This is a genomic window from Mycobacterium sp. NGS22, from assembly GCF_059813095.1.
The window spans coordinates 1-15,966 of sequence record NZ_JCALDY010000037.1; the positions used below are offsets into that span (position 1 = coordinate 1).

The following is a 15,966-nucleotide window of genomic DNA, read 5'->3' on the forward strand; positions in this document are numbered from 1 at the left end:
CTCTGAGAGCGAAATTCGGCAGACAATCGGTTAATGCGTGCGGTTTGTTCGGTTAATGGTAGATGGGCCGATTCGAAGCTCAGTTGTTTAGCGTCCTGAACTGCAGTTTCAATATGGAACCAATTATTTTGTGCCGTCGGCTGCTCGCACTTTCTTGTGCTCGACAGCACTTGGGTGTGCTTTGCGTTGGCTGCTTTGAGGGGCGAAATTCGCCGCATAAGCCTCGAGGGTGGCTAGGTCGGGGGTTGTGGCCGTTTATGACGTGGAGATTATTGATGAGGTCTGGCGCAGTAGGAGTTCCGTGCCGCGGTCGATCCGCTCTCGGGCTTGGGCTGCGGAGAGTCGGTGGCCACTGAAGGCGGTGAGGTTGGCCAGCCAGACATCAGTGATGAGTCCGGCGAGGTCATGGTGGTGCTCGGTGACGGTGCTGCCGCCCAATGCGTGGGCGAAGAGTTGTTGCAGGATGTCGGCGGTCTGGGTGACGGTGGGCGCGGCGGTCGCGTCGGCGACCACCAGGGCGCGCGTGGTGGCTTCGGTCAGGTTAGGGTCGAGCTGCCATTCGACGTGCAGTCGTGAGGTCAGGGCTGCGACCCGCTGGGCAGGCGTGGTGTCGTTGTGGTGCCATGCGCACTCGGCGGCCAGTCGGTCGAATTCGCGGCGCAACACCGCGACCAGCAGGTGCGGTTTGGACGGGAAATACCGGTAGAGCGTCCCCACACCGATGCCGGCGACATCAGCCACCGCCCGCATCTGCACCGCGCTATAACCGCCGCAGGTCGCTGCATGCAGGGTCGCATCCAGGATCTCACTCGCGTGGGGTGCCTCACCGGCAGGTTGCGCCGCGGTCATGACGTCCCGGCACCGGTTGCGCGAGCCCGCCCCGAGCAGCCCGCTCTTGACGGCGGCCATGCACCATCGGCCCGACAGTCACCCATACCGAACCCCCGCTACGAGCAGTATCCCTGCGCTACCGTTCGTACCACAACGGTGGGCGGTGCGGCGCGAATCCCCGGGTTGCCGACGACGTCGGACCCGGCCGGGCCCGGTGGGGTTTATCGGGTGCGGGCGTGGGCGTGCAGGAAGTCGTCAACGATGTGTTCGCAGTCCTCGCGGTTGATGGCGCGTAGGCCGGTCAGGCGGGCGAAGGCGATCGGGCCGACGAGCTGGCACATGGCGAGGTCGACATCGAAGTCGTCGAGTTCGGCGGCGGCGGCCGGGCTTTGCAGCAGCTCGGCGAAGGGCTGTCGGTAATGGGCGACGACGCGTGTGCGTAGCGCGTGGCGGTCGTGCACCTCGTCGGGGCGCTCCGGTGTCGGCCCGAGGGCGACCCAGGCCAGCGTGGTGGCGTGCAAGGGTGCGTCCTGAAACAGGATCGCTTGCCGGCTGAGCAGTTCGATGAGCTGTTCGCGCAGCGAGCCTTGCGCCGGCGGCAGGCTGACCTGGGGCAGGAGCCGCTCAAAAGTGGCGGCCAGCAGGTGGGTGGAGCTAGTGAAGTGGCGGTAGAGCGTGGTTCTGGCCACTTTGGAGGCCTTGGTGACCGCCTCGATGGTGACCGCTTCGACCCCGCCGGCGCTGAGCAGCTTGGCCGCGGCGTCGAGCAGCCGGGTCCGGGACCGCGCCAGGCGTGGATCCACCTCGTCGCCGTCGATATCGACAGCACGTTCCTCCGCGCCTGGCTCCACCTGTTCACCGTAATCCTCGCCGCCTGGCGTCGACGCCGATACCGCGGACGCAAGGCTGGCATTTAGCGAAACGATACTGTTAGTATCGGAGCGATACCGTTAGTACCTGTATCGCCGTGCAGGCCAACACCGAGGGGGTAAGGCCATGGTGAATCACCAGCAACGCCGGGAGCTCATCCGGCGCCAGATCCAGGACCCGACCGCGGCGACGCCACTGACGCGGCGGCCGGCGCGGGCTGTCGGGCGCACCGGCGCGGTGGTGGCGCGGGCGGCCAAGCGGCTGCTGCCCGGCGTCTTGTTCGAGGAGGTCCGCCACGTTCGCCATGATCTGGCCAAGCTCGGGCACGCCCGGGTTGCGACCGCGGGTGATCGTGTGCGTCCCCGCCACTATCCGCCGCGGTCGTGTTCCTATCTCGACGACGAGCTGATGGGCCGGGAGATGTTGGACTGAAGCTGTCGCGGCCGCTGGGGGCAGGCCGCGACCGGCGGGCGGGCGTATTGCGCTTTGCCGGATGCCGCACAAAGATACCGATAGTACTGTTGCGATACCGACAGTTTCTTTATGCCGCCGGGGGGGCCGGGATGGTAATCAAGGGCTGGGGCGATGCCGGCGTGGCGACGTTGAGTCGCCCCAAGGAGCAGCGTGGCGCCGCGGAAGCGGCACAGGGCCGCGACACCTACAGTGAGCGCCTAGCGCGGCTGTCGGGTTTCGCGATCCGGCACAAAGCGTTGGTGATCGGGTCCTGGATCGCCGCCGCGGTGGTGCTGGCGATCCTTTTTCCGCAACTGGAAACGGTCGTCAAGCACCAGTCGGTGCATCTGATACCGCCCGGGGCGCCGTCGCTGCAGACCGTAGACCGGATGGGCTCGGCGTTCGGTGAACAAGGCTCCAAGACCACGATCTTCGTGGCGATGGAGGATCCCAGCGGGCTGACCCCGCAGGTTAAGCAGCGCTATGACACGTTGATCCAGCGGTTACGGGCCGACACCAGCCACGTCCGGCAGGTCCAAGACCTCCTGGCCGACCCGGTCACCGCCGCGCAAGCTCTCAGCGCCGACCGCAAGGCATGGTACGTGCCGGTGGGGGTGGCCGGAACCCTCGGTGATCCCAGCACCGCGGAATCGGTGCGGGCGGTACGCGGCATCGTCGCCGAGGTTTTCGGGCACTCACCGACCACCGTGCGCGTCACCGGCCCACCCGCCACCTTCAGCGATCAAATCGATTCCGCTGAACAGGATCTGATCCTCATCTCGGTGGCCACCGCCGGGCTGATCGCCATGATCTTGCTGCTGATCTATCGGTCGGTGTTCACCGCGATGCTGCCGCTGCTGGTGATCGGTATCAGCCTCGCGGTCGGGCGCGGGGTGCTCTCCGGACTCGGCGAAGCCGGCATGCCGGTGTCTCAGTTCACCGTCGCGTTCATGACGGTGATCCTGCTGGGCGCCGGCACCGACTACTCAGTGTTCTTGATCAGCCGCTACCACGAACAGCGCCGCCAACAGGTCCCCGCCCAGACCGCGGTCATCCACGCCACCGCCACCATCGGGCGGGTCATCGCAGCCTCGGCCGCCACCGTCGCGCTGGCATTTCTGTCCATGACCTTCGCCGAACTGAGCGTCTTCGCCGCACTCGGCCCGGCCTGCGCCATCGCCGTGATCATCGGGTTCGCCGCCACGGTCACTCTGTTTCCCCCCGTACTCGCGCTGGCCGCCCGGCGTGGGATCGGTGAACCCAACACCGACCGCACCCGCCGTTACTGGAACCGGATCGCGGTGGCCGTCGTACGACGCCCCGTGCCCCTGCTGGCCGCCAGCCTGATCTTCGTCCTAGCTCTGTGCGCAGTGGCGACCACCATGCGCATCAGCTACGACGACCGCCAAGGCCAAACGACCACCTCGGCCAGCAACGAAGGGTATCGACTGCTGGATCGCCACTTCCGCAAAGACATCGTGATCAACGAGTTCTTGGTCGTGCAGTCACCCACCGACATGCGCACCAGCCGAGGACTGGCCGACCTTGACGAAATGGCCTCCCGCCTCGCCCAACTGCCCGGTGTCACCAAAGTCTCCGGAGTCACCCGCCCCGGCGGTAAACGGCTCGAACAAGCCCAACTGTCTTGGCAGAACGGCCAAATCGGTGACCGGCTCGCGGGCGCGGTCAACGACGGCCAATCCCGCCGTAGCGATCTGGGCCAACTCACCAACGGCGCCGACCAGCTCGCCGACGGGCTCACCCAACTCGACACCACCCTGGGCACCGCGCTGACCCCGCTGACTGGGCTCTTAGGCCAAGCTCAAACCGCGGGCATCCAAACCCAGCGATTGCGGCCGCTGCTGCAACAGCTTTCTGCCACCGCACCCGCCGTCGATCACGCCATTGCCGCCGGGCCCGCACTACGCCACCAAGCCGAACAAGCCCAAACCGCCATCACCACCCTTGAGCCCCTCATCGCCGCGATCAGCAACTGGCCCGCGTGCGCCGCCGCCACCGAATGCGCCCAACTACACGACCAAGCCCAACTACTCATCACGTTGCGCGACAACGGATTCTTCGACCACCTCACCACCCTCGCCGACCTCTACCAGCCGGCCACCAACACCGGCGGCGGCACCCTCGCCGACGTCACCCGGCTCATCACCACCCTGGACACCGCCATGGGCGCCGCAGGCTCCGGCGACCTCGCCGCCAACATCGGACGCCTCCAAACCGGCGTCCACCAACTCGCATCCGGTGCTCACTCGCTGGCCACCGGCGTCCACACCCTCGTCGACAGCAACCTCGAAATGCTTTCCGGCATGGGAAAAATCGCCGCCCAACTCCAACAATCCGCACGATCAGCAACCGGATCCGACACCGCCAGCGGCTTCTACCTCCCTAACGACGCCTTCGACAACCAACAATTCGCCGACGTCGCCAAACACTTCCTATCCGCGGACGGCAAAACCGCCCGCTACGCCATCGAGTCCAGCTACGACCCCTACAGCAGCGACGCGATGACCCTGGCCTACCGACTCACCGAAGTCGCTGACGCAGCACGCCCCAACACCTCACTGGCCAACACCACCATCGCCGTCGCCGGATTTCCCGCCGTCAACTCAGACATTCAACGCCTGCTCTCCGCCGACTTCCGCCTGATGGCCATCGCCACCCTGCTCGTCGTCGGCCTCATCCTCATCGTCTTGCTCCGCGCCCTGGTCGCACCGCTCTACCTACTGGGCACCGTCATCCTCAACTACGGGGCATCACTAGGAATCGGCACCCTGATATTTCAATACGGCCTCGGCAAAGAAATCGCCTGGCCCGTACCACTTCTGGCGTTCATCATCCTGGTCGCCGTCGGCGCCGACTACAACATGCTGCTCATCTCACGACTGCGCGAGGAATCCACCCGTAACATCCGCGTCGGCGTGCTCCGCACTATCGCCAACACCGGCTCCGTCATCACCTCCGCCGGACTCATCTTCGCCGCCAGCATGTTCGGCCTCATGATCGGCTCGATAGCCATCATGATCCAAACCGGACTCATCATCGGCTGCGGCCTCCTCTTGGACACCTTCGTCGTACGCACCCTCACCGTGCCTGCCATCGCCACCCTGCTCCGCGAAACCAGCTGGTGGCCACAACGAAACCCACTGCGCCACAAACCCTCTCCAACCCGAACCTAGACACACCCACCGGAATCGACCATGACTACCGCCAACCCCACACCCCCCACCCTCAGAGACCGCCGCCGCACCGAACTACTCACCCACATCCAAACCACCGCACACCAACTCTTCGCCCAACACGGCTACGCCGCAGTCACTACCGACGACATCGCCGCCACCGCCGGCATCTCCATCAGCACCTACTACCGCCACGCACCCAACAAAGAACACCTGCTGACCGCCCCGATCCAACATGCCATCGCCGAAATCATCACCACCTACAACACCCGTCCGCCCACCGAAACAGCAGCCACCTCACTCATCCACCTCCTCGTCGACCACCTCGGCGAAACAGCCGGCCAGCACTCCCCACACTGGAAACACGCCCTGCAGAGCGCACCACACCTGCTCAACAGCTCAACACTGCTCAGCGACAACCAAACCCGCCAACTCACCACCATGATCGCAACCCGCATGAACACCGACCCCACCACCGACATCCGCCCCACACTGCTCATCCACACAGCCCTGAGCACCGCACAAACCGTGCTCCAACACTGGCTCAACAACACCACCACCAACCCACCGCTGCGCACCCAACTGCAGCAAGCCCTGCACATCACCCTCGCCGGATTCCACTAAACACACCGCACTACCCCGGCCCACACCCACCAGGCCATGTGGCCACAGCCTCAGCAGATCAACTGCCGTACACCAACCCACCTCGCCAGCGCACCCCGCCGACCCCCAAAAACCACCTACCCGCGTCGACCCGACCGCCCGCAAGGCCAAATCAATCTCAACGAGCCAACGCCATCAGATACCGACCCACAGTTTACCGAGGCAGTGGAGAACGAGCGCGGTGAGCAAATGCCTTACTGCTGCCCGGCCTGTGCTCGGATGGATTTGATGAAGCTGCGGGCCTGAACCTGCAAGGGTTGGCTGTCGGGGTCATTCTGGATCAGCGTATGCGGCACCGGCGGGGCGAAAGTGGTGTCGACGCTGGCCAGGTAAGTGGGCCAGTTCGCGAGTTTCCATCGGTCACGTGCTGCGGCCCGGCGTCGTAGGTAGAGGTTCATGGTGTCGGCCGCGCAGGTTACCCACACGATGGACAGGTCGGCATTGAGGTCGTCGGCTCGGGCCTGGGTGCGGTCGATCCATGCCCTGTCGGTGAGCTCGTGCAGGTAGGGCGCAGTGGAGACAATGGAGTTGCCGCACTCGATGTTCTCTTCGATTGCCGCGTTGAGTGCTTCGTACTCATGGGGACGAATCTTGTTCATGTAGGTGGGGGATTCGCGGTCATCCAGTGAAGCGCCAAGGTCTTCGAGCCAACGCTGGACGAGCGGCCGGGTGATGGTGTCCTTGTCGAGGATTGTCCATCCGGTCTGGCGGGCTAGGACGCGACCGAATTCGGTTTTTCCGCTGCCGGCGTAGCCGCCGACAAGGACTAATTGCGGGGTGGGCAGCTGCAGACTTTTGGGTGCTGCCGCAGTGTCGGGAGCGGTGATGACGCGTGCCGAGCGGTCCTTGCTGCGCACCAGGCCTTCGGCAGTAAGCAGGTCCATCGCTTGAGTGATCGTGAAGACGCTGACGTTCCACTGCGACGCGAGCTCGCGTGTGGAAGGCAGCCGTTCACCGTCGCGGAGAATGCCGGCCTCGATGTCGTTACGAACGGCTTGGGCGATCTGGCGGTGCATCGCCTGCCGGGGCGTAGTCGGTGAGGTCATGACCATCCGTCCATAGCAGTTGAGATGCCCGACAATATCAGCCGCGATCAGTTGAAAACCAATCGCTCCAGTGCCTCATGGGGCGATTCACATTTTTTCTGACCTATCGATGCATAACAGTTGACCACCAAAAATATCAGTTGATATGTTGTCGTGGTCCAAGTCACACAGACAGGAGAAAGCTGACATGGCGATACAAAAAGGGCACCGGTTCCCGATGCAACACACAGAAGCGTTCCCGAGAGGGTTGATGTTGCTGGGTCCGATCGGCCCGGACATGGAATTTGAGCGTCCGAATGTGCAGAAGGCTGATCCGGCGACAGGTCTGCGGCAGTGGGCTGGCGCAGTGTCGGACCCCGATGAGCCGAAAGCCAAACGGGCGAGCTTCGTGGTGACATTTCTGGCCGAGGTACAGCCAGTGCCATCCACGCCGGAGCTGTTGGCGGGCAGCGGAATTCGCATGATCGAACTGGAAGGCCTGACCGCCGAACCGCGGCGGATGGGTCAGGGCGAATACACCTATGTGGGCTACGTCTACAGGGCGACCGGCATCAAAGGTGACGTGAATTCACCTGCGCCCGTGAGTAAGTCGTCGTCAGCGCCGCGCGGCGAGACCGTGAAGGCGGGTGCGTGATGGCCACCGGCAACTCGAAACCGTCCGGCAACAGCGGTCAGAGTTCGGCCGACCAGCTGGTCGAAGACATATTGCTAATGCTGGCCAAGCTCGCCGTGCTGCTCGGATCGTGGACGGTGCGGTTCCCGGTGTTGAGTTTGCCGATCATCATGATCGCATGGGCGGGCGCCTGGTTCGGGTGGGGCGGCGGGCTGATCGTGGCCGGGGTATACGCCCTCATCTACATCGCGTTGGCGCTGGTCGACCCGGCCGGATTTGGCGCTGCATCGTGGCTACCGGTCCGCACGGCTTACCTGACCTGGTGGCGCTACAAGCACGCCTGGGCGCAGGTGTGCACCCTGCACGGGTTGACCGCCACGCTGGGTGAGCGGACCATGGTCCCGCGGCTGCGGTCGGTGCGCATCGGCACCGCCACCGACACGCTGAACATCGGCATGGTGACCGGGCAGACCGCGACCGACTGGGGCAAGCAAGCCGACGCCCTGGCCCACGCCTGGGGAAGCGGTCGCGTGACGGTGCGGTCCCTGCAGCCCGGCCAGCTCACGGTCACCGTGCACCGTGATGACACCCTCGCGGCTGCGGTGCGGCTGCCCCGGCCCACCGACGCGACACGAGTGCAGCTGGCGGCGGTGACGGTCGGGGTCACCGACACCGGCACGCCGTGGCGGCTACCGATCCAGGGTCATCACATTCTGGTCGCCGGCTCAACGGGGTCGGGCAAAAGCAGCGTGGTGCAGTCCCTGGTCGCCGGACTGGCCCCCGCTGTGCGGTCAGGCCTGGTGCAACTCTGTGTGATCGACCCGAAGGGCGGGATGGAATTCGCCCGCGGCGCAGGGCTGTTCACCGCGTTCGCCGCTGACCGCACCGAGCAGACCTTGGAGTTGTTGCGAGGCCTGGTCAAGTTGATGGATGGCCGCACCCAGCTGTTGCGTGGCCACACCCGCACCCACACGCCGAGCGTCGAGGACCCGTTGACGGTGGTGATCATCGATGAACTCGCCGCCTTGACCGCCTATGGCACCGACCGCAAAATCCGCGCCGAAGTCGACCAGCTGCTCGGGCTGCTGCTCTCTCAAGGTCGTGCGGTCGGGATCACCCTGATAGGCGCCGTGCAAGACCCGTCAAAAGAAGTGGTGTCGTTGCGCCAGTACTTCACTGTCCGCGTGGGACTGCGCCTGACCGAATCGAACCAAACCACGATGATTCTTGGGCAGGCGGCGCGCGATGCCGGGGCAGTGTGCGACGAAATCCCCGAGTCCACACCGGGTGTCGGCTACGTCATGGTGGACGGCACCGCCGAACCACAACGGGTCCGGGCGTTTCATGTCACCGACGACGACATCGACTATCTGGTCACACATTTCCGGCCACCGAAACGCCGCCGACTCCCGCGCCGGCCTGACACTGCTTCCTCGCAGGGCTGAGCCATGCCGACCCCCTCACCTGCACCGGTCAGCCCCCACGCACCGCCACCGCCCGATCACTCCGCGGACCCCTTGCCCCGACGAGAAACCGCCGCCGAACGGCGAGCCCGGCCCTCCTTCCACGAAATCGCCGTCGCCGCCGCACAAACTCACGGGGTGTGCGTCCGCCCGCTGGTGATGGGAACGGTCAACCTGGACACCGGCGCCACCGACTACGCGGCGGTGCCCTGCAAATCGACCATGGAATCGCAATGCGCCCCGTGCGCGAAAAAAGCGCGCGCACTGCGCATGCAGCAGTGCCGCGAAGGATGGCACCTCGACCACGAACCGGTCCAACCAGCCATTGAACCCACCGAGCAGCAATCCGAGCTGCTGCGCTCCCGCGCTGATCTAGTCGCCGCTTACCGCGACGCCACCACCGACCGCGACCACGACCACGAAGCCGTCGCTGAGCTGCGGGCCGCGGTCGGTGAACTCGACACCCAGCTGCGTGCCACCGGGATGCGCGGCACCCTGCCACCACTGGACCCCCCGCCCACCCCGTTGCGCACTCGGTCGACGAAACGCCGCCACGACGTGATCGACCTGCCGACCCGGCAGGTCCGCAAAAACACCATCGGCCAGCAGTACGTGGGTAAGTACCGGCCGTCGATGTTCCTCACGTTGACCTGTGACAGTTACGGGCCGATCCAGGGCGGCGCCCCGATCGATCCCGGCGCCTATGATTACCGGCGTGCGGCCCGCGATGCGATCCACTTCGCCGCTCTGCTGGACCGGTTCATCCAGAACCTGCGGCGCGTCCTGGGCTGGGACGTCCAGTATTTCGCCACCGTGGAACCTCAGAAACGCGGCGCCCCGCACGTGCACATGGCGCTGCGCGGCGCGATCCCTCACGCCCTCGTCCGCCAAGTGGCTGCCGCCACCTACCACCAGGTGTGGTGGCCGAACCACGACCAGCTGATCTACACCGATTCCGGCAGGCTGCCGGTGTGGAATCCGACCCGGTGCACCTTCATCGACCCCGACACCCACACACCACTCACCAGCTGGCAGGACGCCCTACAGGCCGTCGATGACGACCCCGATGCGAACCCGGCGCATGTGGTGCGCTTCGGGGAACAGGTGCACTCCAAAGGCATCCTCGGCGGCGGCACAGAGGCGGGACGGCACATCGGGTATCTGACTAAGTACCTGACCAAATCGATCGGTGAAATCATCACACCCACCACCGCCGCCCAGCATGCCCATCACGAGCGTTTGCACACCGAACTGGCGATAACCCCATGCTCACCGCGCTGCCCCATCTGGCTGCGTTACGGCATCGTCCCCAAGGGTGCATCATCGAAAATGGTTGCCGGGCAGTGCAAATCGAAAGCGCACCGTCGAAGCACCCTCGGGCTGCCGGGCCGGCGGGTCTTGGTGTCCCGGAAGTGGTCCGGTAAAACCCTGCCTGATCACCAAGCCGACCGGCACAAATTTGTTCGGCAACTGCTCGCCGACGCCGGCATCACCCCGGACGCGCGAGACAATGTTCTTATCTACCGCCTCGAATCCGGCCAACGCACCCCACCCCGCAGCGAACTCATCATGCGAGCCATCTCCCAAAGACTCACTTGGAAAGCCCAATACACCAACGCAATCGCCGCCATCGGACCACCCGAAGGACAGCGAATCGGAGCAGGCGCATCACCGGGGCCGGGAAGTCGTGGACGTTGAGATGCTACAACTACTAACGGAATCACAAGTGCGGCAGATGATTCCGATCGGTCACAGCAAGTATTACGAGTTGATCGGGTCCGGTGAGTTGAGGTCAGTGAAGATCGGCCGACGTCGGTTCGTCACGGAAACTGCTGTTGCGGAATACATTGCGAAACTCGATGCCGAGTCAACCGGTGACACGGCGGCGTGAAATGTCCCGACAACAACTGCCGCCGCAGATCAAGAAGCTGACCGTTCGCGACCGGCGTACCGGCAAAGACGCGGTTCGGTATCAACTGACAGTCGACGTGGGCGAGGACCCTCAGACTGGCCGACGTCGACAGGTTCGGCGGCGTTACCGCACCGAGAAGGACGCACGTCGTGCACTGAGCGAAATCAGCGACGCGGCTGAGAAGAAAGTGTTCGTGCCGAGGCGCACACTCACAGTCGGCGAGATGGTCAAGAACTACCTGGCGGGTCGACACGACCTGCGTCCCACTGCGCGCGACAAGAAGGCCTACGACCTACAGCCGCTGGTGGAGCGCTTCGCCGATGTTCTGGCCCAGCGAATCACCAAGACAGATATCGATACGCTGGTTCGCGATCTCGCCGAGGGCGGCACCATGACTGCAAAGGGCCGGAAGCGCAGACCGTGGTCATCAGCGAGTGTTAACAAAAGCCTCCAGGCGATCACCGGGGTATTCGCAGATGCGGTGTTCCAAGGGCTTCTGGCTCGCAACCCGGCTGAGCTCGTCAAGCCGCTGCCGTCGGCCCACAAAGACGTGGATACCTACAGTGTCGCTGAAGTCGACATGTTGCGCGCCAGCTTCGCCGGTGACCGCCTGGCCCATGCATACGAGTTGGCCCTGGTTGGGCTGCGTCGGGGTGAGATCGCGGGGCTGCGCTGGTGCGATGTCGACCTCAAGTACAAAACCCTACGCATCGTGAACAATCGCGTGTCGGCTGGTGGCAGCGTCAGTGAGAACGATCCAAAGTCGAAGGCATCTCGTCGTGAGTTGCCATTGCCCGATCGCCTGGTCGGAGTGCTGCGCGCTGCACGTCGTCGGCAAGCAAAGGAGAGGCTGCGCCTCGGGGTCGACGCTGGCCCGTTTGACTACGTCGTGTCCAACGAGGCTGGACTGCCGTATGCGCCCCCGGTCGTGTACCGGTACTGGGTGGCTGCCGTGAAGAAGGCCGGGCTGCGACACTTGAAACTGCACGGCGCGCGGCACACGGCCGCCACCCAGTTGGCACTCGATGGCGTCGCTCCAGCTGTCATTGCCGCGTGGCTCGGTCACACGGATGCCAGTTTCACGATGAAGCTCTATACGCACTCGCAGCCTGAGGCGCTCAAGTCCGCTGGTGACACTTTCGATCGAGTTGTGACATCTCGTGACACTCAGCAGGGGTAATCGAACAATTCGAACACTGTTGATGCTGGTCAGGGCGGGACACGCCGACTCGTGTCGGATGGCGGTCGTACAGTGACCTCAGTCGCTCGAACGCATGAGCGAGCCGCGCCGTGCCGAAGGAACCCTGCTGTAATGATGATCCCCGACTACGACCAGGCCGAGATTCTCTCGTTTGAGTGGGGTGACATGCAGCTGCTCTCCAAGATCGTGGGTAACACGGTTAACCCGCTGACGGGGGACCGCAACTTGTCGATGGTGCCCTATGAGAACTCCGTCCAACCGGTTCAGTTGAAATTTGAGCCGCCCCTAATCGAGCATGCGGTGGGCGTGAACCACGGCTTTCGGCACCATTGGGAGCTACTTACGTACGCGTTCAACCTGCCAGATCCCGGGGCGTTCCCGGTGCTGCCGGGGTTGACGGACGACGACCGCCGGGTCCTCAAGCGCTATGCGCGGATGTGTCGTCAGCTTGCGGGATATTCCGCGCTGAACGAGGAAAGTGGTATGCGCTACAGCTTCAAGAGCGGCGGAGCCCCCGAAATCACGTTGGTGTTCCCGTCGCCCGAAGCTTTCGCCGGGACCTCGCTCGCCTTCCGTCAATTGCACAGCGACGACGAATTCGCGTCTTTCACTCGCACGCGGGGCAGGATCATGAAGGCCGTTAAGTTGCTGTCCGCGAGCGAGAAGGAGAGTGCGAGAAGGGTTGTAGCGCAGTGGGCAAAAGCGCGTGGCGCATTGATGAACAGAATGCTGAACACCATCGTGTGTGAGATGGCCGCCCCACCGGTTCCGCCGGATCGTGAGGTGCCGCCGTTCAGCTATGCGAACATCAACCCGCAGAAGCTGATCTTGACCTTCAACTATGGCGACACGATCCACTTCTCGGAAGACGAAGAAGCGAACCTGTCGACGCTGCTGGAAGCTGAACAGAACGCCTGCTATTACAAGCACTCGGTGCTGAGCGCCATAACGAATCTCAGTCACCTCTACTTCGGGTTCGCCGTGTTGGCTGAGTCCGCAATGGCAGACGGGGGTGGGCGAGGCGCAATGGCCTCCGGATCGGCAGCCGATTAGCAAACCAAAGTAAGTCCCGCCCGCGACCGGGCCGACTAGGGGCGTCTCCGGTGCCCGGTTCTACAGGGCGACCTGCTGGCCGGAGTAGGCGCGCGCCTCGCCGGGTGGACGGCGGTGCTGCCGGGGCCGACCAATCCGCTGCGCGGTGGGTCGACACGCGGGGCCTTCGGCATGTAGATGCCGCCTTGGGAGGGTGGCCGGCCGTTGAGGTGGGTCGCGACCAGCCCCGCGCCGAAACCCAGTTCGGTGTCGGTGTGGTGTTGGTCGCGGGCGAGCTGGAGCGGGTGTTGTGATCGCCGCTGGCGGGGCGCTGCTTCTGGTGGTGGGCCGCGCCACGGTTCGGGTGCGGTCATCGTCCTAGGTCTCGCCGCGACGGCGGCGGCCCCGATCGTGTACAGGTTACTGGCTGCCGTGAAGAAGGCCGGGCCGCGACACTTGAAACTGCACGGCGCGCGGCACACGGCCGCCACCCAATCGGCACTCGATGGCGTCGCTCCAGCTGTCATTGCCGCGTGGCTCGGTCACACGGATGCCAGTTTCACGATGAAGCGCTATACGCACTCGCAGCCCGAGGCGCTGAAGTCCGCTGGTGACACTTTCGATCGAGTTGTGACATCTCGTGACACTCAGCAGGGCTAATCGAATAACTCGCACACTGTTGATGCTGGTCAGGGTGGAGCCGATGACGGGAATCGAACCCGCGTATTCAGCTTGGGAAGCTGATGTTCTGCCATTGAACTACATCGGCGCAGTCGCCCAGAAAGGCTAGCATCGTGCGATGCCGGAGCCCGCAACAATCCCGGACCATCCCGGTAACGCCTGAGCAGGCGTTCCGCGGCATCCTCGAGATGGACGTACCCCACCATGTTCCGGCCCGGCACGGACCGACCCCCGTGATCGGACGTGACGCAGATAACTGGAACGGATCTGTGGGGCAGACCCGGGTGCTGGAGCTGGCCGGCGGAGGCAGCACCCGAGAGACCGTCGTCGGCGTGGACGAGCCGCACTCGTGGTGATACAGCATCACCGACTTCAAGGGTCCGCTGAGGGCTCTCCTCACCAAGATCGACGGGGAATTCTTCTTCACCCCGGCCGGGACCGGCACCCGAACACGTGGCGCTACAACATGTTTCCGCGCTCACGACCGGCGGCGTCGATGATGCCAACCTTCGGCTGGTTCTGGCGCGGGTATGCGCGTCAGATGCTCGAGGAACTGTCTAACTGGCTCCTGGGCCAACCGGCCTGACGAGCGCAGAATCACCCGCAAGTAATTTGCCGGGCTAATAGACAATCGCTCCGTGCAAATCCCCAGAATGGGACGTTTACCCTTTCGTTATCATTCGTAATCTCGTATCGTGACCTTCCGTGGGCAGGCACGCATTAGCCAGGAAGCGGTCGAAAGCGCCAGCGATGCTGGCTGCAGCCATCGGTCCGGTCGCCGTCCTCTTCGCGGTGGGCGGAGCGCTCGGTGGAGATGTCAATCCCGCGACCACGCGCATCGTTGCAAAGCCGACCGTCCCGGACCCGTCGTCCGAATGCTGCCTGCAGATTGCGGCCTCGGATGCCGGCGCCGCGCTGGACACGTCGCGCCTGCGCTTCAGCATCGAGGAAATGGCTCCCGCCGAGCGGTCGCGGGCCGACCGGTCTCGCCCCGCCGCAGGGTCGACCATCTTGGCCGCGGGCGTCGCGCCGGAACAAGGCCTGCAGGTCAAGACCATCTTGGTGGCGCGTGCCATCAGCGCCCTGTTCCCCGAGATCCACCAGATGGGCGGCGTCCGCCCCGACGCTCTGCGGTGGCATCCGGAGGGCTTGGCCGTAGACGTGATGATCCCCAACCCGAGCTCCGACGAGGGCATCGAACTGGGCAACGCGATCGTCACGTACGTCTTGCAGAACGCCGACAAGTTCAGCATCCAGGACGCCATCTGGCGAGGCACCTACTACACGCCCGGGGGCGGCGCCCAAGCAGGCGGGTACGGGCACTACGACCACGTCCACGTCACCACCCTCGGCGGCGGATACCCCAGCGGAGACGAGATCTACGTCCGCTGACCGGCAGCAGATACGCTCACACGCGTGCTGCTCTCCGACCGTGACCTCAAGGCCGAAATTTCCGCCGGCCGGTTGCAAATCGAGCCCTTCGACGACGCCCTGGTCCAGCCGTCCAGCATCGACGTGCGGCTCGACACGCTGTTCCGCGTCTTCAACAACACCCGCTACACCCACATCGACCCCGCCAAGCAGCAGGACGAGCTGACCACGCTGGTGCAGCCCGCGGACGGTGAACCGTTCGTGCTGCACCCCGGCGAGTTCGTACTCGGCTCGACGCTGGAGCTGGTCACCCTGGCCGACGATCTCGCCGGACGGTTGGAGGGCAAGTCCTCGTTGGGCCGGCTGGGGCTGTTGACGCACTCCACGGCGGGTTTCATCGACCCGGGATTCAGCGGGCACATCACGCTGGAACTGTCCAACGTCGCCAACCTGCCGATCACGCTGTGGCCGGGGATGAAGATCGGTCAGCTGTGCATCCTGCGGCTGACCAGTCCGTCGGAGCGGCCCTACGGCAGCGCCGGCGTCGGGTCGAAATACCAGGGTCAGCGCGGGCCCACCCCGTCGCGTTCCTATCAGAACTTCATACGGACTACATAGCTGCAACAGCGGTCCCAA

The 15,966-nt window shown here is 64.4% G+C and carries 17 protein-coding genes and 1 tRNA gene; 13 read left to right on the top strand and 5 right to left on the bottom strand.

Annotated elements, in window-relative coordinates:
• The 3 genes from AC5Y47_RS23160 to AC5Y47_RS23170 all read right to left on the bottom strand — a co-directional run.
• Window positions 1–218, bottom strand: a 218-nt coding sequence (locus AC5Y47_RS23160) for a hypothetical protein (RefSeq protein WP_499946597.1), incomplete at its 3' end; no start/stop codon positions are given.
• 37 nt (window positions 219–255) lie between these two features.
• Complete coding sequence (locus AC5Y47_RS23165) at window positions 256–909, bottom strand: TetR family transcriptional regulator (RefSeq protein WP_230589182.1); 654 nt, start codon at window positions 907–909, stop codon at window positions 256–258.
• A gap of 143 nt (window positions 910–1,052) precedes the next feature.
• Window positions 1,053–1,682: a TetR/AcrR family transcriptional regulator gene (locus tag AC5Y47_RS23170; protein ID WP_051754198.1), complete on the bottom strand. Its 630-nt coding sequence runs from the start codon at window positions 1,680–1,682 to the stop codon at window positions 1,053–1,055.
• Window positions 1,683–1,827: 145 nt separating this feature from the next.
• On the opposite strand from AC5Y47_RS23170, the gene AC5Y47_RS23175 reads away from it, so the two are divergent.
• From AC5Y47_RS23175 to AC5Y47_RS23185, 3 genes are all read left to right on the top strand, one after another.
• The gene (locus tag AC5Y47_RS23175) at window positions 1,828–2,133 is read left to right on the top strand and encodes a hypothetical protein (RefSeq protein WP_036443973.1); all 306 of its coding nucleotides are present in this window, start codon (window positions 1,828–1,830) and stop codon (window positions 2,131–2,133) included.
• Window positions 2,134–2,264: 131 nt separating this feature from the next.
• The gene (locus AC5Y47_RS23180) at window positions 2,265–5,348 is read left to right on the top strand and encodes an MMPL/RND family transporter (protein ID WP_036443976.1); all 3,084 of its coding nucleotides are present in this window, start codon (window positions 2,265–2,267) and stop codon (window positions 5,346–5,348) included.
• A 21-nt stretch (window positions 5,349–5,369) separates the two neighbouring features.
• Complete coding sequence (locus tag AC5Y47_RS23185; protein WP_036443979.1) at window positions 5,370–5,972, top strand: TetR/AcrR family transcriptional regulator; 603 nt, start codon at window positions 5,370–5,372, stop codon at window positions 5,970–5,972.
• A gap of 233 nt (window positions 5,973–6,205) precedes the next feature.
• On the opposite strand, the gene AC5Y47_RS23190 is transcribed toward AC5Y47_RS23185, so the two are convergent.
• On the bottom strand, window positions 6,206–7,057 hold the full coding sequence (locus AC5Y47_RS23190) for a P-loop nucleotide/nucleoside kinase family protein (RefSeq protein ID WP_036444015.1): 852 nt from the start codon (window positions 7,055–7,057) through the stop codon (window positions 6,206–6,208).
• Window positions 7,058–7,244: 187 nt separating this feature from the next.
• Here AC5Y47_RS23190 and AC5Y47_RS23195 point away from each other — a divergent pair, with 187 nt between their 5' ends.
• The 7 genes from AC5Y47_RS23195 (at window position 7,245) to AC5Y47_RS23225 (ending at window position 13,938) form a co-directional block, all read left to right on the top strand.
• Complete coding sequence (locus tag AC5Y47_RS23195) at window positions 7,245–7,691, top strand: hypothetical protein (protein ID WP_036444018.1); 447 nt, start codon at window positions 7,245–7,247, stop codon at window positions 7,689–7,691.
• Window positions 7,691–9,115 carry an FtsK/SpoIIIE domain-containing protein gene (locus AC5Y47_RS23200; RefSeq protein ID WP_036443982.1) on the top strand — a complete coding sequence of 475 codons (1,425 nt, stop codon included), beginning with the start codon at window positions 7,691–7,693 and terminating at the stop codon, window positions 9,113–9,115. The genes AC5Y47_RS23195 and AC5Y47_RS23200 overlap by 1 nt, the downstream gene beginning before the upstream one ends.
• A gap of 3 nt (window positions 9,116–9,118) precedes the next feature.
• Window positions 9,119–10,831, top strand: coding sequence for a replication initiator (locus tag AC5Y47_RS23205; RefSeq protein ID WP_080712103.1), 1,713 nt, complete (start codon window positions 9,119–9,121; stop codon window positions 10,829–10,831).
• A 1-nt stretch (window position 10,832) separates the two neighbouring features.
• Entirely contained in the window at window positions 10,833–11,024 is a 192-nt protein-coding gene (locus AC5Y47_RS23210; protein ID WP_036443988.1) for a helix-turn-helix domain-containing protein, read from the top strand.
• Window position 11,025: 1 nt separating this feature from the next.
• A complete protein-coding gene (locus tag AC5Y47_RS23215; protein ID WP_036443990.1) occupies window positions 11,026–12,225 on the top strand; it encodes a tyrosine-type recombinase/integrase in 1,200 nt (399 codons plus the stop codon).
• 132 nt (window positions 12,226–12,357) lie between these two features.
• Window positions 12,358–13,299: a hypothetical protein gene (locus AC5Y47_RS23220; RefSeq protein ID WP_230589185.1), complete on the top strand. Its 942-nt coding sequence runs from the start codon at window positions 12,358–12,360 to the stop codon at window positions 13,297–13,299.
• 411 nt (window positions 13,300–13,710) lie between these two features.
• Entirely contained in the window at window positions 13,711–13,938 is a 228-nt protein-coding gene (locus AC5Y47_RS23225; RefSeq protein WP_230589186.1) for a tyrosine-type recombinase/integrase, read from the top strand.
• A gap of 35 nt (window positions 13,939–13,973) precedes the next feature.
• Here the strand turns inward: AC5Y47_RS23225 and AC5Y47_RS23230 are convergent.
• Window positions 13,974–14,047, bottom strand: a tRNA-Gly gene (locus tag AC5Y47_RS23230).
• Between the two features lie 25 nt (window positions 14,048–14,072).
• Here AC5Y47_RS23230 and AC5Y47_RS23235 point away from each other — a divergent pair.
• The 3 genes from AC5Y47_RS23235 (at window position 14,073) to dcd (ending at window position 15,948) form a co-directional block, all read left to right on the top strand.
• Window positions 14,073–14,315, top strand: coding sequence for an SRPBCC family protein (locus AC5Y47_RS23235; protein WP_499946598.1), 243 nt, complete (start codon window positions 14,073–14,075; stop codon window positions 14,313–14,315).
• A gap of 349 nt (window positions 14,316–14,664) precedes the next feature.
• Window positions 14,665–15,351, top strand: coding sequence for a VldE C-terminal domain-containing protein (locus AC5Y47_RS23240; protein ID WP_499946599.1), 687 nt, complete (start codon window positions 14,665–14,667; stop codon window positions 15,349–15,351).
• A 24-nt stretch (window positions 15,352–15,375) separates the two neighbouring features.
• A complete protein-coding gene (dcd, locus tag AC5Y47_RS23245; RefSeq protein ID WP_499946600.1) occupies window positions 15,376–15,948 on the top strand; it encodes a dCTP deaminase in 573 nt (190 codons plus the stop codon).
• Window positions 15,949–15,966 lie beyond the last annotated feature (18 nt).